We start from the raw sequence: 19930 nt of genomic DNA, 5'->3' as shown, positions 1-19930 counted from the left end.
CCGTAGGTGCTGGCCAGCGATGAGTGAAGGCATTCACGTACTGTCAAGACTGATTTTCGACGCAGTGAATGAGCGGCCGTTCACTCGGTCGGGGTGCTCGCATGCGGGTACGCTGACCGGCGTGTCGTCGAACCGGATAACCCCCACCGAGGCGTGGCAGGCCACCGCGAACCGTGCGGCTGACTGCGCCCTCTTCTTCGACTTCGACGGCGTCCTGTCGCCGATCACCGACGACCCCGGCGCGTCCCAGCCGGTGCCCGAGGTGCTCGAGGCGCTCGACGCACTCTCCCGCCTCGTCCGCCGCGTCGCCATCGTCTCCGCCCGCCCGGTCGACTTCCTGCGCGACCGGTTCGGCACCCTCTCCGAGGTCGACCTCTTCGGGCTGTACGGCCTGGAGCGCAGCCACGGCAAGGGCGAGACCGTCACCGAGCCGGCCGCGCTCCCCTGGGTGCCGGTCGTCGAGGAGGTCGCCGCCGCCGCGTCGTCCGCCCTCGGCGAGAAGGCATATGTGGAGTTCAAGCGCCTGTCCGTGGCGCTGCACTGGCGCAAGACCCCGGAACACGCCGCCGAGATCGAGGCGTGGGCGCACGCCGAGGCGGAGCGGCGCGGCCTCAAGGTGCAGCTCGGCCGCAAGGTCATCGAGCTGAAGCCGCCGGTCGACCGGGACAAGGGCTTCGTGATCAGCGAGGCGGTGCTGTCCGTCGGCTGCGCGTGGTACTTCGGGGACGACGTGTCGGACATCAAGGCCTTCGACGCGCTCCGCGCCCGCACCGCCGTGGAGCCCGGTTTCCTGGGGGTCTGCGTGGCGGTGGCCAGCTCGGACGAGACCGGCCAGGAGGTCTCCGACGCGGCCGACTTCACGATCGAGTCGCCGGTCGCGGTGGGCGCCTTCCTCGCCGACGCCGTCCGCATCCTCAAGGCCAACGCCTGACCGTGCGGATGAGTGGGCGCTCAGGAGTGCCTGATCGGGCGCTCAATAGCGATTGATCGGGCGCTCAATAGCGATTGATCAGGCACTCAGTGCCGCCGCCAGAAGGTCGCTGCCTGCCGGAAGCCGCGGTCCCGCCTGTGCGGAAGCCGCCCGCCGGACGGCGGCGGTCTCGCACAGGAGCGGCCGGCGGCCCCGGTGCCGCGTCGGGGCTACGCGCCGAAGCGGCGCTGGCGGTCGCCGTAGGCGCGGAGGGCGCGGAGGAAGTCGGTGCGGCGGAAGTCGGGCCAGTTGGCGTCGCAGAAGTAGAACTCGGACTGGGCGGACTGCCAGAGAAGGAAGCCGGAGAGGCGCTGCTCGCCGCTGGTCCGGATGATCAGGTCGGGGTCGGGCTGGCCTCGGGTGTAGAGGTGTTCGGCGATGTGGTCGACGTCGAGGACCTCGACCAGTTCCTCGATCGTGCCGCCGGCGCGGGCGTGCTCGGAGAGCAGGGAGCGGACCGCGTCGGCGATCTCACGGCGGCCACCGTAACCGACCGCGAAGTTGACCTCGACGCCGCCGGAGCGGGTGCGCGTCTTCTCCTCGGCGGCCTTGAGCGCGGTGGCGGTCTCCACCGGCAACACGTCCATGGCGCCGACCATGCGCAGGCGCCACGGGTTGCCCTCCTCGGCCAGCTCGGTGCCGAGAACCTCGATGATTTTGAGCAGCGGGTCCAGCTCCTTGGCGGGCCGCCGCAGGTTGTCCGTGGCCAGCAGGTAGAGCGTGACGTGCTCGATGCCGGCCTGGTCGCACCAGTCGAGCAGATGCTTGATCCGCTCGGCACCGACGCGGTGGCCGTCGTTGGGGTCGATGAAGCCCATTTCCTTGGCCCACCGGCGGTTGCCGTCGCACATGACGCCCACGTGCCGGGGCACCGGCTTGCCGACCAGTTTCCTGGTCAGGCGCCGTTCGTAGAGGCCGTAGGCGAGGTTCCGCAGATTCATCACCACGCAGCCTAGCCATCGTGGCAAGACACGCCAGGGCGATTACACCGCAAAAGCGCCCTTCATCCGGATCTGGGCGCTCAGGAAAACGTCACAATCCGGCCACGCGGGGGACGGCCGGCCACCCGGCCGTCCGCCGCGGGCGGCGGATCAGCCGAGACGGGCCTTGAGCGCGTCCAGTTCGGCCCACAGCACGGCCGGCAGCTTGGTGCCGAACCGCTCGAACCACTCCGTGATCAGCGGAAGCTCCGCGCGCCACTCCTCGGGATCGACGCGCAGCGCCGCCTCCAGGTCCGTGGCCGGCAGGCCGGAGACGTCGATCGCGGACGGCGGCGGGACCAGGCCGATCGGGGTGTCGACGGCGGCGCCACGGCCGTCCAGCCGCTCGGTGATCCACTTGAGCACGCGGATGTTCTCGCCGAACCCGGGCCAGAGGAAGCCGCCGTCCTCGTCCCGCCGGAACCAGTTGACGTAGAAGATCTTCGGCAGTGCCGCGGCCGGGGCCGACTTGCCCAGCGAGATCCAGTGGCTGACGTAGTCACCGGCGTGGTAGCCGATGAACGGCAGCATCGCCATCGGGTCGCGGCGCACCACGCCGACCTCGCCGGCCGCGGCCGCGGTGGTCTCCGAGGAGAGCGTGGCGCCGAGGTAGACGCCGTGGTTCCAGTCCCGCGCCTCCGCGACCAGCGGCACCGTGGTCTTGCGCCGGCCGCCGAACAGGATCGCGTCGATCGGCACGCCGCGCGGGTCGTGGTACTCCGGCGCCAGCGTGGGGCACTGCCCGATCGGTACGCAGAACCGGCTGTTCGGGTGCGACGACGGCTCGTCCGAGCCGGGCGTCCAGGAGGCGCCCGTCCACGAGGTGAGGTGCGCGGGCGGGTCGCCCATCCCCTCCCACCAGACGTCGCCGTCGTCCGTGCGCGCCACGTTCGTGAAGATCGCGTTGCCGCGGGCGAGCGTGCGCATGGCGTTCGCGTTCGTGGTCCAGCCGGTGCCGGGCGCGACGCCGAACAGCCCGGACTCCGGGTTGACCGCGTACAGGCGGCCGTCGGGCCCGAATCGCATCCAGGCGATGTCGTCGCCGATCGTCTCGACCTTCCAGCCGGGCAGCGCGGGGTCGAGCATGGCCAGGTTGGTCTTGCCGCAGGCGGACGGGAACGCGCCCGCGATGTGACGCACCCGACCGTCCGGCGAGGTCACCTTGATGATCAGCATGTGCTCGGCCAGCCAGCCCTCGTCGCGGGCCAGCACGCTGGCGATCCGCAGCGCGTAGCATTTCTTGCCGAGCAGCGAGTTGCCGCCGTAGCCGGAGCCGTACGACCAGATCTCCCGCGTCTGGGGGAAGTGCGAGATGTACTTGGTCCGGCTGCACGGCCACGGCACGTCCGCGTCGCCGGGCTCGATCGGCGCGCCCACCGAGTGCAGCGCCCGGACGTACTCCGCGTCCGTCCCCATCGCCTCCAGCACCGCCGTGCCCATGCGCGTCATGATGCGCATGGAGGCCACGACGTACGCGCTGTCCGTGATTTCGACTCCGAATTTGGGATCCTCGGCGTCCAAGGGACCCATACAAAAAGGAATCACGTACATGGCACGACCACGCATGGCGCCGCGGTACAGCGCGGTCATCGTCCGTTTCATCTCGTCCGGCGCCACCCAGTTGTTGGTGGGGCCGGCGTCGGCCTCGTCGGGCGAGCAGATGAACGTGCGCTCCTCGACCCGGGCGACGTCCGACGGGTCGGTGCGCGCCCAGAAGGACGCGGGCCGGCGCCCGGGATCGAGCCGGACCAGCGTGCCGGTCTCGACCAGCTCGTCGGTGAGCCGGCGGTACTCGTCGTCGGATCCGTCGCACCAGACGATGCGGTCCGGCATCGTCAGGTCGGCGACCTGCTGGACCCAGGTGAGCAGATCTCGGTGGCCTGTGGCGGGGGCTGACATGGCGGATCTCCTTAGGTCGACGCTGACCGTTCGCGTGTACGGAGACCGGGCGTAAGCACGACACGCTCACGCCTGGGGCCGTCACGGGAGTTCTCCACAGCGTAAGGCGAATGACGTTTCAGGTCAGCGTGGCCGTTCGGTGAACAAGTGCACAGATTGCGGTCCTGCTGCACTTTCGCGGTGTTTTTCACGGCCGGGCACGCAGGTCTGCGCAAGAACTTCCGGGGAGGGACCGGGTCTGCACAATCCGGACTTTTTGCCATAAGCTCGGAGTCATCCGACATCCCAGGCGTACCTCCCCAACCCCGTCTTCAGGAGGCAAGCAATGGGCACTGATCACTCTTCCGTCTCATCCGGGAAACCCGCGAAGCCCGCGGGCGTCCCCGCGGACCCTTCGCTGGGGCTGGAGTCGCTGGACTCCGCGGTCGAGGACGCGGCGCTCCTCGACGCGGTCCGCGCCGGCGACCGCTCCGCCTACGGCACGCTCTGGGAGCGTCACTCGGACGCGGCCCGCGCGCTGGCCCGCACCCTGGTCCGCGACCCGGCCGACGTCGAGGACCTGGTCGCGGAGACGTTCGCCAAGGTGCTGGCGAAGCTGCGCGCGGGCCAGGGCCCGCAGCTGGCCTTCCGCGCCTACCTGAGCACCACGCTGCGACACGTCTGCTACCACCGGGCACGCCGGGACCGGCGGCTCCAGTTCACCGACGACCTGACGCGGTACGACGTGAGCGAGCCCTTCCCCGATCCCACGCTCGCCGCGCTGGAGCAGGCCTACGCGGCGCGCGCGTTCCGCAAGCTGCCGGCCCGCTGGCGGGAGGTGCTGTGGCGGACCGAGGTGGAGGGCGCCACGCCGAGCCAGGTCGCACCGCTGCTCGGGCTCACGCCGAACGCGGCCGCGGTCCTGGCGCACCGCGCGCGGGAGGGGCTGCGCCAGGGCTACCTGCGCGAGCACCTGGCCGGCGTGGCGTCCGCGGACTGCCGGTGGACCAGCGACCGGCTCGGCGGCTACCTGCGGGCGCGGCTCTCCGCGCGGGAGCGCACCAAGGTGGGCCACCACCTGGCCCGCTGCCGCCAGTGCGCGCTGCGGGTGGGCGAGCTGAGCGAGGTCAACGGCGGCCGGTGCCGCGTGCGGATGAGACACGCGCGCACCTGAGTACGCTGGCCGGATGCGTACGCTCTGGGCCCGGTTCGGCCACCTCGTCCAGGAGATCGGCAAGTTCGGCGTGGTGGGCGGCATCGCGTTCGTGGTCGACTTCGCGATCTACGCGCTGTGCCTGCAGGGGCTCGGCATCGAGACGCTCACGTCGAAGGCGATCGCCGCGTCGATCGCCGCCACGCTGGCGTTCTTCGGCAACCGGTTCTGGACCTGGCGGCACCGGGAGCGGTCCGGTCTCGCCCGCGAGTACGGTCTCTACTTCTTCTTCAACCTGGTCGGAATTGGTGTGGCGCTCGGCACACTGGCGTTCACCCACTACGGGCTCGGGTCCGTCTGGCCGGTTTTCCGGACGGAGGTCGCGGACTACCTCTCCGCCCAGTTCCTGGGCACCGCGCTCGGCACGCTCGTCCGGTTCTGGTCGTACCGGACGTTCGTTTTCGTAGCCAGCGCGCCACCGCCTGTACCTGCGGAAAGTACGGAACGTGACTAAGAACACCGCAATCGATTTGCTACCGCCCCGTCCCCCGCTCACTACCGACAACCTGTCGTAAGGTGGCCGAATGCGTCTTCTCCGTCTGCTGCCGGAACGGTGGCAGAAGCTGATCCGCGAGGCGGCCAAGTTCGGCATCGTCGGTGGGGTCAACTTCGGAATCAACTTCGCCATCTTCAACATCCTGATCCTGACCGTGATGCAGGGCGGGCAGTTGAAGGCGAACGTCATCGCGACCGGCATCGCGACCCTGACGTCGTACCTGATGAACAGGCACTGGACCTACCGGGACCGGCCGAAGGAGGGCTTGCACCGCGAGTACCTGCTCTTCTTCTTCTTCAACGCCGTCGCGCTCGGCATCGAGTCCGGCGTGCTGGCCGCGTTCAAGTACGGGCTCGGCGTCGAGACCCTGGTCGCGCTGAACATCGCCAAGTTCGGCGGTCAGGTGCTGGGCACGCTGTTCCGCTTCTGGTCGTACCGGACGTTCGTGTTCCGCAAGGTGCCGGCCGGCCAGGTCGACCACCTGCACATCGACCACATCGACCCGCACGCGATGGCCGACCTGGACCTCACCGCGGAGCTGGCCGAGCACTCGACCCACCACGACCGGGACGGTACGGGCAAGGACGCCGAGCCACGCCCAAATGGCGTGACCGCGGTCGCCCCTCAGCAGCGGACCGCGGATAGCAACGCCGTCATCCCGAACCCGACGTCCTGACCGGCACGGTGATCCTGTCCGGCACGGGTGAGCCGGCGGACGTGTTCTTCGAGGACCTCACCCCGGGGCTCGTGTTCGACCTCGGGGTGACGGCCGTCGACGAGGTCGAGATGATCACGTTCGCGGAGCGGTTCGACCCGCAGTGGTACCACGTGGACGGCGACCTGGCCGCGCGCAGCCCGTACCGTGGGCTCATCGCGAGCGGCTGGTTCACGGCCGCGCTGTTCATGCGCGCGTACGTGGAGCACGTGCTCCAGCGCGCCGCCGCCGACGCCTCGCCCGGCATCGAGGAGCTGCGCTGGCTGGCACCGGTCCGCGGCGGCGACCAGCTCGGCACGCGGCTGGAGGTGCTCGGCCGCCGGCCGTCCAGCGCCCGGCCCGGGCTCGGCACGGTCACGCTCGAGGGGACGATGAGCCGCCTCGACCCGGCCGGATACCCGGAGGAGGATGTGCTCCGCCTCCGGTTCCGTGGCTGGTTCCTGAAGCGGTCGGCCGCCTAAGCCGGCTTCTCCTGGGTGAGGCCGCCGCCCTTCAGCGCCTCCCGCAGTTCGTCGTCGCCGAGCGTGTGCTTGTCCCGGTCCGCCTCGACCAGTTCGTACAGCGTGGTCTGCACCTGCTCGATGCGCGGGATGTCGGTCAGCACCGACTGGCCGCGCTCACCGGCCGACTCGATGGTGAGCGTGCCGCAGCCGAGCATCCGCTCGGTGAGGCGCTGCGTCATCGAGTGGTCGTTCACCCGGGAGAGCGGGATGTCCCGGCGGTCCCGGTTGAGCACGCCCTTCTGCAGCAGCACCCGCTCGTTCGTGAACACGTAGTGCGTGGTGCGCCAGACCAGGAACGGCCACAGCGCCAGCCACCCGAGCAGCACGACCGCCACCACGGCGATCGCCAGCTGCGCCACCATCCAGCCCTCGGGCAGCAGGAAGCTCGCACCGGCGGCCGCGACCGCGAGCACGGTGACCGTCACCGGTCCGATCAGCGCCTTCCAGTGCGGGTGAAGGTGCAACACGACGTGCTCGTCGCTGGTGAGCACGTCCTCCGGAAACGCCACGGTGATCCTCCTCGCACACCTGATGTCGGTCGCACGCTAGCGGGTCCGTGCCAGACCTCCGACGCAGGGTCACGATCATCCGAAGAACAGCGCAAAACCGCTTCGCGGGTACGACGGGGAGCGCGCGGTCAGCGCAGGTGCACGACGTCGCCGGCGGCGAGCGGACGGTCGCCCTCGGGCGTGCGCAGCAGCAGCCGCGCGTCGTCGTCCACGCCGGTCACGTAGCCGGACACGTCCGCGCCGTCCGGCAGCAGCACGCGCACCCGGCGCCCGATCGTGCCGCAGTGCTCCCGGTACGCCGCGCGCAGCCCGCTCGCCTCCGGGTCGCCGCCGGCCGCACGCCACCGCGCGTACCAGTCCGCGAAGCTCCGCAGGAACGCCTTGAGCAGCGGCTCCCGGTCCGCGTCCGGCGCACCGGCCAGCACCAGCGACGTGGCCGGCGGCCCGGTCGGGCGGTCGGGCAGTTCGTGCTCGCGCAGGCTCACGTTCAGCCCGATGCCCATCACGACCGCGCCGGACACGCCCTCGGCCAGGATGCCGGCGGTCTTGCCCTCGCCGTCACCGACCGGGACGAGCAGGTCGTTCGGCCACTTCAGCGTGGCGTCCAGCTCCGTCAGCCGGCGCACGCTCTCGCACAGCGCCACCCCGGTCAGCAGCGGCAGCCAGCCGTACGCGGCCGTGGGCACCGCGGCCCAGCCGCGCGCGGCGTCCGGCGTACCGGGGCGCAGCAGCACGCTCAGCGACAGCCCGGCCCGGGCCGGCGACTCCCAGCTACGGCCGAGCCGCCCGCGCCCGGCGACCTGCCGCTCGGCCACGATGATCACGCCCTCCGGCGCGCCGTCCCGGGCCGCGTCGGCCACGTCCGCGTTCGTCGAGCCGGTCTCGGCGCGCACCTCCAGGCGCTGCCACAGCGCGCCGGGGGTCAGCAGCGCGCGGCGCAGGGCCCGCTCGTTCAGCGGCGGGCGGCCAAGGTCCGAGTACGGGCTCCCGCCCCCAGCGAACGACATCCGCCCAGCCTACGCGCCGCCTTTGCACTGCTTACCGGGCTCAACGGTGAGTCGGCGTCAGCCGGCCGCGTGGCGGCTGGAGTAGATGGTCGACCGGGGCGTCGGTGCGCTCGGCGCCGGATCCGCCAGGTGCGCGGCCACGGCGGCCGCGGCCGGGCGCGGCAGGCTCAGCGAGACCGTCTGCCGCGTGTGCACGTCGAGCGGGCGACCGTCACGGGCCCCGGAGCGCTCCGCGTTCGCGGCGATCCTCGCGAGCTCGGCGAGGTCGCCGAGGTTGGCGAAGCCCTTCCGCCCGGCCCGGCTGGGCGTGCTGGCGACGGCGTCCCCGGCCTGCGGCCCGGACGCCGCGGCACGGCGGGCCGCGGGGCGCGGCCCGGAGGTGCCGGCCGGCCGCGCATCACCGGCGCCCGGCGCCGGCGCGGGACCGGCGTCACGCGATGCCGCGGGGCGGATGCCGGGCGACCGCGCGGGACCGGCGCCGGGCGACGCCGCCGGGCCGAAGCCGGGCGACGCCGCCGGGCCGAAGCCGGGCGACCCGGCGGGATCGATGCAGGGAGACCGCGTCGGGCCTGTACCGGACGACGGCGCCGGACCGGCGCCGGGCGACGCCGCCGGGCCGTAACCGGGCGACCCGGCGGGATCGATGCCGGGAGAGCGCGTGGGGCCGGTGCCATGCGACGCGGGGAAGCCACGCCGCGCCGAGCGGCCGGTGAGCGACCGCGCGTCCGTGCCGCCGTTGCGGTGCGCGTCTGATTCGCGGCCGCCGTACCCCTCGCCGTCCGGAGAGCCGGCCTGACCGGGGACCTGACCGCGGCCGTTGAGGTTCCGGCCCGCGGCGCCGGCGCGGGCCGGCGCGTCGTTCCAGCCGTCCCGCTCGGTGCGGGCCGCCGACCGGCCGCCGTCCGGCGCGTTCCAGGCAGCGGTCTCCGTCCAGCCGGAAGACCCGTTCCGGTCCTCGGCCCCGGTCCAGCCGGCGGACCCGTTGCGCCCGTCGGTGACGGCCCAGCCCCGGGACCCGTTCCGGCCCTCGGTACCCGGCGCGCCCGTGGACCCGGTCCGCACATCGGTACCGGCCCAGCCCGAGGACCCGTTCCGCACGTCGGCACCGGCCCAGCCCGAGGACCCGCCCCGCACGTCGGCGCCCGCCCAGCCCGCGGACGCGTCGGCACCCGCCCAGCCGGAGGACCCGGCCCAGCCGGTCGACTCGGCCCGGCCGTCGGTGCCGGCCCAACTCGTGGAGACGTCCCCGCCGGCCGCGCCCGGGGCGCGGTCGCGGTGCGGTGCGGTGCCGCCGGCCGGGAGGAAGCCGCCGGCCTGGCCGGACGGCTCGCGGTGGTAGGCCTGCCCGCCCGCGTATCCCGTTCCGGAGACCGGGCTTGCCGCCTGCTCGGCGGCCGGGAGGCGATCCCGTCCGGCGGCGCGGCTCCGGCCCGGCGTGAGGTCGCGGGGCGCCGGGTCCCGCACCGGCCGCACGGTGGGGGCGTCCCAGGCACCCGCCGGGTCGCCGGCGGCGGTCTGCTCGCCGTGCCGGTTCCCGTCGGCGGCCAGCGGATCCATCACCGCGGACCGGGACCGCCGGGACGTACGGCTGGTGCTCGCCTCCCACGCCGCGACCGCGTCGCCGGCGGGACCAGCGCCGCGGCGCCCGTCCCGGTCCGGCGTGAACACCGGCGTCTGGGCCGTCGTGGCGTCGGCGAACCCGGCACCGTACGTACCGTCGTGCCACCCGCCCGCGTCGGGCGAGCCGCTCGGCGCCGGCCGGCGGCGCTCACCGTCCGGGCCGGGCTCGTCGCCACGCCGCTCCACGGCCGGCATGCCCCGGTAGGCGCCATGGCCGCCGGAGGGCCGCCCGTACCGGTCGGAGTCGCCGTAGTACCCGTCGGAGTCGTAGGCGGGCGCCGGCGTGCCGGCCGGCCAGCCCGGCCGCGTGACACCGGGATGTCCCGGCCCGTCCGCCGCCTCCGGCTCGGCCTCGGCCGTCCCGCCGGCGTCCGGCCAGTACGACAGCGTGGCCGCGTCCGGCGCGGGCCGCGGCGCCGGACGGGGGCGCGGCGATCGCGTACCCGCGCCCTCCGCCGGCCGTGCCTCGGCCACCGGACCGGAGGCCGCGGGCCGGCCGGGCGCACCCGGCCGCAGCCCCGGCATCCCGGCGGCGTCCGTGCCGTATCCGGCCGCCGCGTACGACGCGGGGCCGTAGGTGTCCGCGTCCGGGTACGGGCGTGCCTCGCGCGCGCCCCAGCGGCCGTCGGCGGATCCGGTCGAGGGCTCGAGGTCCGAGTGAGTCAGCGCGGGCTCCGGGGTCGCGGGCAGCGGCTTCTCGTCGTACCGCTGCTGGTTTCTGGGGTTGGTGGTGCGCGGCCGGGAGGCCGTGTGCCGGCCCTGGGGACGGCGGCCGATGGCCGGGAGGAGCTGGGTGAGTTCGGAGACCACCGGGATGAGGATGGTCGGTGCGGTGATCCGGCGCCGCTGTTCGGCGCGGGGGTGGACGACGCGGCCGCGGGACCGGCGGGCCGGGGTGTTCGCGCGGCGGGCGGCCTCGGCGGCGGCCAGGTGCGGCAGCTCGCGGGCGGGGATGTGCGCGGCGCGGCGGGCCTGCCCGATGCGGTCGTCGTCGCCGTCGAGCGGGTCGCGGCGACGGGCGGCGGCGCGGGACGCCGCGCGGATGGCCAGGCTGAGCGCGATGAGAGCGGCGAGGCCGCCGGCGATGAGGGCGACGCCGTAGTGCGTCACCGCGGGGTCCCTGTCGTCACGCCACGTGTAACGAAACGCACGATGTCGGCGGTACGCCCCCGAACGATTGAGCGGCACCGCGCGAATCCCGCCACGCACGGCCGCCCCGATAGTCATACGATCCGGGATGTGACCGACACCGACGTCAATCCGCACACCACCGCGGGCCGGCTCGCCGACCTGGACCGCCGCGTCGACGAGGCCGTGCACGCGGGCTCGGCGCGCGCGGTCGAGAAGCAGCACGCGCGCGGCAAGAGGACCGCCCGGGAACGGATCGCGCTGCTGCTCGACGAGGGCTCGTTCGTCGAGCTGGACGCGCTGGCCCGGCACCGGTCGACGAACTTCGGGCAGGAGCGCAACCGGCCGTACGGGGACGGCGTGGTGACCGGCTACGGCACCATCGACGGCCGGCAGGTGTGCGTGTTCGCGCAGGACTTCACGGTCTTCGGCGGCTCGCTCGGCGAGGTCTTCGGCGAGAAGATCGTCAAGGTGATGGACCTGGCCATGAAGACCGGCTGCCCGGTGATCGGCATCAACGACTCCGGCGGCGCGCGGATTCAGGAGGGCGTGGTCAGCCTCGGCCGGTACGGCGAGATCTTCTTCCGCAACGTCCGCGCGTCCGGCGTGATCCCGCAGATCTCGCTGGTGATGGGCCCGTGCGCGGGCGGCGCGGTCTACTCCCCCGCGGTCACCGACTTCACCGTGATGGTGGATCGGACGTCGCACATGTTCATCACCGGGCCGGACGTGATCAAGACGGTGACCGGCGAGGACGTCGGCATGGAGGAGCTCGGCGGGGCCCGCACCCACAACACGACCAGCGGCAACGCGCACTATCTCGCCTCCGGCGAGGAGGACGCGATCGAGTACGTGAAGGCGCTGCTGTCCTACCTGCCGTCGAACAACCTCGACGACCCGCCGGTCTTCGACGCCGAGGCCGACCTGACCCCGGACGACGAGCTCGACGCGCTGATCCCGGACTCGGCGAACCAGCCGTACGACATGCACGGGGTCATCGAGCGCTTGGTCGACGACTTCCTCGAGGTGCAGCCGCTCTACGCGCGGAACATCGTGGTCGGCTTCGGCCGGGTCGAGGGCCGCCCGGTCGGCGTGGTGGCGAACCAGCCCACCCACCTGGCCGGCTGCCTGGACATCGCGGCGTCGGAGAAGGCGGCCCGGTTCGTGCGCACCTGCGACGCGTTCAACATCCCGGTGCTGACGCTGGTGGACGTGCCCGGCTTCCTGCCCGGCACCGGCCAGGAGTGGGACGGCATCATCCGGCGTGGCGCGAAGCTGCTGTACGCGTACGCGGAGGCGACCGTGCCCAAGCTGACCGTGATCACCCGCAAGGCGTACGGCGGCGCCTACGACGTGATGGGCTCCAAGCATCTGGGCGCGGACCTGAACCTGGCCTGGCCGACCGCGCAGATCGCGGTGATGGGCGCGCAGGGCGCGGTGAACATCCTCTACCGCTCGGAGCTGGCGGCCGCGGCCGACCCGGCGGCGCTGCGCGCGGAGCTGGTCGCCGACTACGAGGACACGCTGGCGAACCCGTACGTGGCGGCGGAGCGCGGTTACGTGGACGCGGTGATCCGGCCGTCGGAGACGCGCGCCCACCTGATCCGCGGGCTGCGCGCGCTCCGCACCAAGCGGGAGACGCTGCCGCCGAAGAAGCACGGCAACATCCCGCTCTAGAAGATCCTTCGGGTCCGGCCCGCGCCGGACCCGAAACTAGTTCAGCGTGATCTCCGGCAGGTAACCACCGGCCAGCAGGAGCAGGCCGGCGGCCAGCGCGGCCAGGTTCACCACCAGGAACACGCCCACCCAGAAGATCGCCGGGACGCGGGTGATGCCGGCGAGCTGGTCCGCGTCCGACTGCGGCATGCGCCCCCAGCTGCGCATCGACTGGAGCTCGAAGACCGGGCGCACGCCGCCGATCAGCAGGAACCACACGCCGGTGTACGCGAACGCGGCCTGGACCTCCGGCTCCGCGTACCAGGAGACGCCGAACACCACCGCGCCGGTGACCAGGATCGACACGATCCCGTACACGTTCCGGATCATGATGAGCATCGCCAGCAGCGCGGCCACCGTGATCCACAGCAGCAGCGTGATCCGGTTGCCGGCCAGCAGCCACGCGCCGAGCAGGCCGATCAACGACGGCGCCACATAGCCGGCCAGCAGCGTGAACGTCATGCCGGGGCCGGTCGGGCGGCCGGCCGAGAGCGTCAGCCCGGACGTGTCCGAGTGCAGTTTGATGCCGGTCAGCCGGCGGCCGGTGAGCACGGCGGCGAGCGCGTGCCCGCCCTCGTGCGCGATCGTGATCGCGTTGCGGCCCACCCGCCAGGTCACGCGCACGAAGATCACGGCGAGCGCGAGCAGCGCCGTGATGAGGACGAGCAGGAACGGCGGGTCCGGCTGCGCTCCGAAGAGCTGATCCCGCAGATCGGTCAGGCTGTCGATCGACACAGCTCGGCAGCCTAGCTCAGCGCGCCCAGGGCCTCCTGGGAAGAAGGTGCGGAAGCCTCGCGTACCGGCCGAATCTTCTTCATTCTCCTCACCCGTACGCGATCCGCGGGGCATAGTCGGCCAGGGCGGGCGCCGCGGGCGCTCACACTCACACAGACACCCACGGGGGAACCACAATCATGCGTAACACCACGCTTCGCCGCCTGACCGTCCTCGCCGCCGGCTCCGTGCTCTTCACCGGCCTCACCTTCGGCACCGCGTCCGCCGCGTTCGCGGGCGGCGGCCACGGCCACGGCCACGGCAACGGCAACGGCGGGGGCTACTCGCAGTCCGACGACGACTCGGACGAGAAGAAGCTGGAGTGGCTGGTCGCCAAGTGGCTGGAGGCGCACGGCTACGACTGCGACGAGGACACCGTCGACGCGGTCGCGGACGCGCTCGACGAGACCGACTCCAACGAGGACTGGGACGACGACGGCGAGAGCAACGACTCCGACCTGGACCTCGACCTGGACGTCGAGATCGACATCGAGGTCGACCTGGGCGTCGACATCGATCTGCTCTGACGCCGCACAGCGAACGGCGACAGCGGGACCTCGGCGTCCGGCTGTCGCCGTTTCGATGTTTCAGGCCTGACGGCGTGCGCCGACGGGAACCCGCATCGGCGTTCCCACGGGCGCGGAGTCCCGCACCCGCTGCGGCACCGCCCGGTGCAGCAGAAACCATGACCCGACCGCGGCCACGGAAATAATGACGACCGCCGAGAGCGCGATCAGCAGGGCAGTACCCACACTGGCCACGGTCAGCACCGTGGCGGCGATCGTCCACATCGCGACCGCGGTCCTGGTGCAGTGCCGCTTGTAGTAGCTCACGTCGTCCTCCTCTCTCCGTTGCGAGGTGGATACCCGCCAGTTGGCGGATCTACGCATGCACGGAGCGGAAGGATCAGTCTTTGTCCGGCTTGAACAGCGCCATGATGAGATCGAGGTGCTGGCGGTTGTCGTCCCAGACGTTGTCCGGCGTACCCCAGTAGATCTGGTAGCCGCGGTCCGGCGTCGTGACGAACGTGCGGATCAGCACGTGGTTGCGGTAGTTGCCGGCCGGGCCGTACGCGAACTCCCACTCCGCCGCGCTGTCGAAGTAGTCCACGTCCCGCACACCGACCAGCGAGTACTCCTGGTACTCGCCGCGCCGGTTCTGCTCCTGCTGGGTGGCGTCCGCCTTGGCGTCCTGCATCGGGCCGTCGATCATGGTGATCAGCATCAGCCGGCCACCGCCGTTCGTCTCCCGGAACTCCACGTGGCTGCCGTCGCCGGACACCGACCAGTCGTCCGGCACCGGTACCGACCAGCCGGCCGCGCTCTCGTAGGTGTGCCAGCCGTCCGGCATGTTCAGCGGCGCCACCCCGGGCCCGGCGGAACGGGTCGGGCGCGGCGACGGCGACCTGCTCGCCGCCGGGGAACCGGTCGCGGACGGCGTCGGCGACGCGTCCCGCCGGTCGTCCGCCATCAGGTTCGGCACCACCAGGATCAGCGCGACCACGACCGCGACGACCAGCGCCACCACGATCCAGGCCCGCGGGTCGGCGGCCAGCCGGGACACCCGGTTCGGCCGCGGCGGCCGGTCGTAGTCGTCGTACCCGCCGCTGCGCGCCGGGGCCACCACCTGCGTGCGGTCCTCGAAGCCGTCACGCGGCGCCGACCGGGCGAACCGGGCCAGCGGCGCGCCCAGCGCCTTCTTCGCGTCGGCGCGGTTCGGGCGGCCGGTCTTGGCCGCCCGGTTCACCGCCGAGGACGGCGGGACCACGGCGGTGGCGTCCGGGTTCGTGCGCGCCCAGGCGTCCCGCGCCCAGTCGCTGTCGCCGGAACCCCCCACGGCCTCGGGGGTACGACCGGGAGCGCCGGCCGCGATGACGCTGGTGACGTCCCCGGCACCGCCGCGGATGACGGTGGTGCCGTCGGTGTCGGATTCCGGACCGGCGGGGGCGGCGATGACGCTGGTGACGAGCGCGCCGTCGGCCTCGGGCACGGTGCCGGCCGGCGCGGTGTCGCCGGTCGTCTCGGGGGCGTCGTCCGGCGCCGGGGCGTCGTCCGCGCCGGGGGCGTCGGACGTCTCGCCGGGTGCGGCGCTGTCCCGCGCGGCGGGGGCGGTGGCCGTGGGGGCGCCGGTGGTCTCGGGGGTCGCGGTGGTGGCCTTCGCCGTGCCGTCGCCGGTCTCCGTGCCGCTCACGGCGGTGGTGCCGCTGCTCACGGGGGCGGTCGTGCCGCTGCCCACGGCGGCGGTCGTCGCGCCGTCGGCGTCCCCGTCGTTCGTGCCGCTCGCGCCCTCAATAGCGCTGCCGGTCTCCGTGCCGCTCTCGGCTCCGGCGTTCCCGGCTCCGGCGCCGCTCTCGGCGTCGACGCCACTCGCGGCCGTGCTCTTGGTGCCGCCTCCAGCGTCGGCGCCGCTTCCGGCCTTGGCGCTGCTGTCGGCTCCGGCGCCGTTCCCGGCCTTGGTCCCGCTCCGGGCCTTGGTCCCGCTCTCGGCCTTGGTCCCGCTCTCGGCCTTGGTCCCGCTCTTGGCCTTGGCCCCGCTCTCGGCGCCGTTCTCGGCCTCGGTCCCGCTCTCGGGGCCGTTGGCGTCGCCGTCGGCGCCCTCGGCGGTGGAGTCCCCGCCTGCGGCCGCGGTCGCGCCCGTGCTCGCGCCGGCCGTGGCCGCGGATACGGCCGCCGGCGTACCCGTCGAGCTGGTCGAGCCCGTCGAGGCGCCCGTCCCGGTCCCGGTCGTCCCACCCGGCGCCGCCGGGCCGGCCGGGGTCGTCGTCGCCCAGGTGCCGGACGGGGTGCCGGTGAGGCGGTCGGCCGGGAGCGTCGTGCCGGTCGTCCGGCCGCCGAAGCCGCTGATCACCGGGAACGCGCCGCTGGCACCCGTACCCAGTGGATCGATCCTGGGGTTGTTCCGGGTAGCCGGGGCGGTGGCCGAGCCGGACGCGGCGACTCCGGCTGCACCCGGGTCAGCCGCGTCCGGCTCGGCGGAGCCCGGCTTGGTGGAGCCCGGCCTCGAAGCGTCGGCGCCCAGGGCAGCGGGCGGCACGACGGTGGTCTCGTCCGACACGGACGCCGCTGGCGTACCGCCGGATGTATTCGATTGTGAACCGCGGCCCGGCGCGCCGGCGCCCGGGGGCACCGGAACGGACGTTTCCGCAGCTCCGGACCGCTTGACCGGGTCGATCCGGGTGGTCGCGTCACGACCGCCGAGCAGGTGGCCGCCGGTGATCCGGGTGGTGGTGTCCTGCGGCGGCGTGCCCGCGAGCATGCGCGGGTCGATCCGGGTGGTCGCGTCGCGGCCCGGGTCCGGGATGCGCGTGGTGGCGTCCGCGGCCGGTGCGCCGTCGACGCGCGTGGCGTCCAGCGGCGGCCGGTTCTCCGCGGCGGCGGCGCGGCCCTTGGAGAAGATCGGCGGATGCGAGCCGGTCACCGGCGCGATCGAGGACCGCTGACCGGTCAGCGGCGGGCGCGGCGCGGGCACCGCCGGGGAGGACTGCGTGTCGCCGCCGACCCGGGCGCCGCCCGGCCCGCGGCGCGGCGTCTGCCACAGGTTGAGCGGCGCGCGCGACTTCCGCCCGGCCGCGCGCATCAGCATGCGCTCGGCCTCCTCGGCCGAGAGCCGCTCCGTCGGGTCCTTGCGCAGCAGCCCGGCCAGCACCGGCCGCAGCGGCCCCGCGTTGCGCGCGGTGGGCGGCGGCTCGGTGGCGAGCGCGGCGAGCGTGCCGATGGCGGACGGGCGCGCGTACGGCGACTGGCCCTCCACCGCGGCGTAGAGCGTGGCGCCGAGCGACCACATGTCCGCCTGCGGACCGGCCGTGCCGTCCCGGGCGCGCTCCGGCGCGATGTACGCCGGGGAGCCCAGCACCAGGCCGGTGCGCGTCACGTTCGGGTCGCCGGGGACGGTGGCGAGGCCGAAGTCGGTCAGCACGACCCGGCCGTCCTCGCCGATCAGCACGTTGCCCGGCTTCACGTCGCGGTGCACGACCCCGGCGCGGTGCGCGGCCCGGAGCGCGTTGAGCATCCCGAGCCCTATCTCGATGCCGCGCGCCGGCGGCACCGGGCCCACGTCGGTCAGGATGTCCTGGAGCGAGCGCGAGGCCACGTACTCCATGACGATCCACGGGTCGCCGTCCGTGCGGAGCACGTCGAAGACGCGTACCACGTTGATGTTGTTCAGGCGGGCGATGGCGCGCGCCTCGCGCAGCGACCGTTCCCGCATCTCGCGCCGCTCGTCCACGGTCAGCCCGGGCGGCGGAACGAGTTCCTTGATCGCGACGTCGCGGTGCAGCACCTCGTCGCGCGCCAGCCAGACCCGGCCCATGCCGCCCTGACCGAGCGGCCGGAGCAGCCGGTATCGGTGGGCGATCAATTCGGGGGCAGACATCCAGAGGAACGTACCCGCACCCGCCCTCATCACACCAATTGACCCGCGTCGAGTGAGACGCACATCAGTTTGTTATCAAGCGTTCTGGCCTTAGTCTGGCCTAATGCACTCCGGCGACCGTGCCCCAGATCTCAAGATCGTCAACGGTACGCCCACGCCCGAGGAACTGGCCGCGCTGATCGGCGCCTTGCGTGCGCTGACACGGGTGTCCCGCCCGGCCGCCCCGCCCGCCGCGGCGCCGTGGTCCCGGTCGTCCCGTCCCGGCTACACCGCCACCTGGCGACACTCCGCACTCCCCCGATGACACATGAGTAACCATCCCATGTGAGAAATCGCATCCTCCGGACAATTCGGCGCGCCCCCTGTCGGTGCCCCCAAGGGTGAGCCTCGATTGGCTAACCTCGATGCCGAGGCGGCTCCGGGAGGATCTTGTGGCGATACCCGACGACGATCTGGGACCGGCCTGGCTGCGCGACTACGGCAGGATCGAGGCCGACATCGAGGCCATGTCCGCGTTCGCCCGCGCCCTGATCGCCGAGATCCAGGACAACTACGTCCCACACGCCACCCGCGTCATCGCCGACATGGAGGCCGAGCACCCCCGGCCCGCCGGCGACTTCCGGGAACACGCCCGCTTCCTGGCCGAGCACGAGACCGCCATGCGCGCCGCCACCGACAACGTCTACTGGTACGTCCAGGCCGGCAACCGCCTCGGCAACGCCGCCGCCGAGATCAGCACCCGCTACGCCGACGCCGACGCCTTCTCCGCCGCCCAGACCCACGACGTCCGCGAGGCCCTCGAAGCCTCCGGCGCCACCGAGGCCCGGTAAACCCATGGCCCTCGACAACGGCCGCGCCGACTGGACCGGCACCCCGTGGCACACCATGGACGTACCCTCCATCTGGGCCACCATCGCCCACCACACCCCCGACGCGTATGCCACCCACCTCGCCGGCTGGCGCCGCACCTCGGAACTGCTCTCCCAGCACATCACCCGGATGCGCATCTACCGGGACAATCTGGCCACCGCGTGGAACCCCACCCACAGCCCCGCCGCCGCCACCTACCTGGCCCATTTCGACGCCGACCTCGACAACTTCCAGCGCACCCACGACGCCAGCGTCGCCAACTACACCGCCTACGCAGCCGCCCTGGCGATCATCACCGACGCATACACGGCCCTCCGCCCCATCGCCGACGAATACTCGGTCAACCTCACCGCCGAACAAGACTTCCAACGCGCCGCCCACGGCGCCGGCATCGAAGCGGGTCTGGCCATGCACGCGGTCGCCCCAGACACAGCCGCCCGCCAGGCCGACCTGACAACCCAAGCCCGCGCCGTGATGTACCGCGCCAGCCAGGAGCTAATCGAAGCAACAGCAGCCCTCCAGGTGCCACCGAAATATATCGACTCCAGTGCAGTTCTCGCCCCACCACCCGATACCGGTATAAGACCTCCAGACATCCCTCCAGTCGTACCGCTTGAGACACGACCATCCCGCTCAGGAGACGTCGCTCTGCCCCTTGCGGATCAAGCACCGGGGCCAAGCATGCGGGATCGCGATATTTCTCTCGCAGAATTTACTGGAGTTCGAGACCCACTCGGTCCTAACAATGGCGCGTCCTCGGAGACCGTTAATGCGTCGGGCAACAAAACGGGCACATCGCTTCCACCGATACCGACACCCGGCATCATCGGACACACCAGTAGATCAACAAATACGCAGAACACCTCACCGAGGGTCGACAACGGGAGAACTGGCCTAGTCATCGGGTCGCCTCCGGGAAGCCGCACGACACCGATCGCTCAGCCCGTAGGGTCCTTGCTGCCATCTTCCGCAACAAGCAGTCCCAACACCGTTATGCCATTCCAGACCACGGCTCCACGGGACTCTCGAATGCAACAGCATGACCCTAGCCGAGAGGCCGATAGCCCGTGGTCTACCGAAACTGGAGTGCCGCCTATAGTACAACCAGATCCACCGCTTTCTGCGATCGACCCGGGTCCAGCAATCGGCCGCGAGAAGTGAACCGTAAGGCCAGCTACAC

Annotated in this window: 18 protein-coding genes; 10 read left to right on the top strand and 8 right to left on the bottom strand. The window is 72.5% G+C overall.

Translation table 11 applies throughout. From position 1 onward, the window contains the following. Positions 1 to 121: 121 nt before the first annotated feature. A complete protein-coding gene (gene otsB, locus J2S41_RS37795) occupies positions 122 to 931 on the top strand; it encodes a trehalose-phosphatase (protein ID WP_310375530.1) in 810 nt (269 codons plus the stop codon). A 209-nt stretch (positions 932 to 1140) separates the two neighbouring features. Here otsB and J2S41_RS37790 read toward each other — a convergent pair whose 3' ends face one another. Together J2S41_RS37790 and J2S41_RS37785 are read right to left on the bottom strand one after the other, a co-directional pair. Next, positions 1141 to 1911 carry an isoprenyl transferase gene (locus J2S41_RS37790; protein WP_310375529.1) on the bottom strand — a complete coding sequence of 257 codons (771 nt, stop codon included), beginning with the start codon at positions 1909 to 1911 and terminating at the stop codon, positions 1141 to 1143. A 150-nt stretch (positions 1912 to 2061) separates the two neighbouring features. Continuing rightward, a complete protein-coding gene (locus J2S41_RS37785) occupies positions 2062 to 3849 on the bottom strand; it encodes a phosphoenolpyruvate carboxykinase (GTP) (RefSeq protein WP_310375526.1) in 1788 nt (595 codons plus the stop codon). Between the two features lie 325 nt (positions 3850 to 4174). Between J2S41_RS37785 and J2S41_RS37780 the strand changes: the two genes are divergently transcribed. The 4 genes from J2S41_RS37780 to J2S41_RS37765 all read left to right on the top strand — a co-directional run bounded on the left by J2S41_RS37780 (position 4175) and on the right by J2S41_RS37765 (position 6713). Then, entirely contained in the window at positions 4175 to 5002 is an 828-nt protein-coding gene (locus tag J2S41_RS37780) for a sigma-70 family RNA polymerase sigma factor (protein ID WP_310375524.1), read from the top strand. A gap of 13 nt (positions 5003 to 5015) precedes the next feature. Then, complete coding sequence (locus J2S41_RS37775; protein ID WP_310375523.1) at positions 5016 to 5495, top strand: GtrA family protein; 480 nt, start codon at positions 5016 to 5018, stop codon at positions 5493 to 5495. A 70-nt stretch (positions 5496 to 5565) separates the two neighbouring features. Further along, positions 5566 to 6213: a GtrA family protein gene (locus tag J2S41_RS37770; RefSeq protein WP_310375522.1), complete on the top strand. Its 648-nt coding sequence runs from the start codon at positions 5566 to 5568 to the stop codon at positions 6211 to 6213. Positions 6214 to 6221: 8 nt separating this feature from the next. Beyond that, a complete protein-coding gene (locus J2S41_RS37765) occupies positions 6222 to 6713 on the top strand; it encodes a MaoC/PaaZ C-terminal domain-containing protein (RefSeq protein WP_310375521.1) in 492 nt (163 codons plus the stop codon). On the opposite strand, the gene J2S41_RS37760 is transcribed toward J2S41_RS37765, so the two are convergent. From J2S41_RS37760 to J2S41_RS37750, 3 genes are all read right to left on the bottom strand, one after another. Then, entirely contained in the window at positions 6710 to 7264 is a 555-nt protein-coding gene (locus J2S41_RS37760; RefSeq protein WP_310375519.1) for a PH domain-containing protein, read from the bottom strand. The genes J2S41_RS37765 and J2S41_RS37760 overlap by 4 nt on opposite strands. Before the next feature lie 128 nt (positions 7265 to 7392). Then, positions 7393 to 8271, bottom strand: coding sequence for a biotin--[acetyl-CoA-carboxylase] ligase (locus tag J2S41_RS37755; RefSeq protein WP_310375517.1), 879 nt, complete (start codon positions 8269 to 8271; stop codon positions 7393 to 7395). Positions 8272 to 8328: 57 nt separating this feature from the next. Continuing rightward, positions 8329 to 11001, bottom strand: coding sequence for a hypothetical protein (locus J2S41_RS37750; RefSeq protein WP_310375515.1), 2673 nt, complete (start codon positions 10999 to 11001; stop codon positions 8329 to 8331). A 129-nt stretch (positions 11002 to 11130) separates the two neighbouring features. Here J2S41_RS37750 and J2S41_RS37745 point away from each other — a divergent pair, with 129 nt between their 5' ends. Next, the gene (locus J2S41_RS37745; RefSeq protein WP_310375513.1) at positions 11131 to 12696 is read left to right on the top strand and encodes an acyl-CoA carboxylase subunit beta; all 1566 of its coding nucleotides are present in this window, start codon (positions 11131 to 11133) and stop codon (positions 12694 to 12696) included. Positions 12697 to 12732: 36 nt separating this feature from the next. Here the strand turns inward: J2S41_RS37745 and J2S41_RS37740 are convergent, their stop codons facing one another. Further along, a complete protein-coding gene (locus J2S41_RS37740; RefSeq protein WP_310375512.1) occupies positions 12733 to 13470 on the bottom strand; it encodes a M50 family metallopeptidase in 738 nt (245 codons plus the stop codon). A 179-nt stretch (positions 13471 to 13649) separates the two neighbouring features. On the opposite strand from J2S41_RS37740, the gene J2S41_RS37735 reads away from it, so the two are divergent. Then, positions 13650 to 14036: a hypothetical protein gene (locus J2S41_RS37735; protein WP_310375511.1), complete on the top strand. Its 387-nt coding sequence runs from the start codon at positions 13650 to 13652 to the stop codon at positions 14034 to 14036. Between the two features lie 60 nt (positions 14037 to 14096). On the opposite strand, the gene J2S41_RS37730 is transcribed toward J2S41_RS37735, so the two are convergent. Together J2S41_RS37730 and J2S41_RS40015 are read right to left on the bottom strand one after the other, a co-directional pair. After that, positions 14097 to 14342 carry a hypothetical protein gene (locus tag J2S41_RS37730; protein ID WP_310375509.1) on the bottom strand — a complete coding sequence of 82 codons (246 nt, stop codon included), beginning with the start codon at positions 14340 to 14342 and terminating at the stop codon, positions 14097 to 14099. A 73-nt stretch (positions 14343 to 14415) separates the two neighbouring features. Next, on the bottom strand, positions 14416 to 17880 hold the full coding sequence (locus tag J2S41_RS40015) for a serine/threonine-protein kinase (protein WP_445343942.1): 3465 nt from the start codon (positions 17878 to 17880) through the stop codon (positions 14416 to 14418). Between the two features lie 103 nt (positions 17881 to 17983). Between J2S41_RS40015 and J2S41_RS37720 the strand changes: the two genes are divergently transcribed. From J2S41_RS37720 to J2S41_RS37710, 3 genes are all read left to right on the top strand, one after another. Next, positions 17984 to 18184, top strand: a complete 201-nt coding sequence (locus J2S41_RS37720; protein WP_310375508.1) for an acyl-CoA carboxylase subunit epsilon — start codon at positions 17984 to 17986, stop codon at positions 18182 to 18184. A 127-nt stretch (positions 18185 to 18311) separates the two neighbouring features. Continuing rightward, positions 18312 to 18710 (top strand): hypothetical protein, encoded by a 399-nt coding sequence (locus J2S41_RS37715; RefSeq protein ID WP_310375507.1) that lies wholly within the window; start codon positions 18312 to 18314, stop codon positions 18708 to 18710. Positions 18711 to 18714: 4 nt separating this feature from the next. Continuing rightward, positions 18715 to 19911 (top strand): hypothetical protein, encoded by a 1197-nt coding sequence (locus J2S41_RS37710; protein WP_310375505.1) that lies wholly within the window; start codon positions 18715 to 18717, stop codon positions 19909 to 19911. Positions 19912 to 19930: the final 19 nt, after the last annotated feature.

The sequence above is a fragment of the Catenuloplanes atrovinosus genome (assembly GCF_031458235.1).
GTDB classification, from domain to species: domain Bacteria; phylum Actinomycetota; class Actinomycetes; order Mycobacteriales; family Micromonosporaceae; genus Catenuloplanes; species Catenuloplanes atrovinosus.
This window is presented reverse-complemented; position numbering and strand designations above follow the sequence as displayed.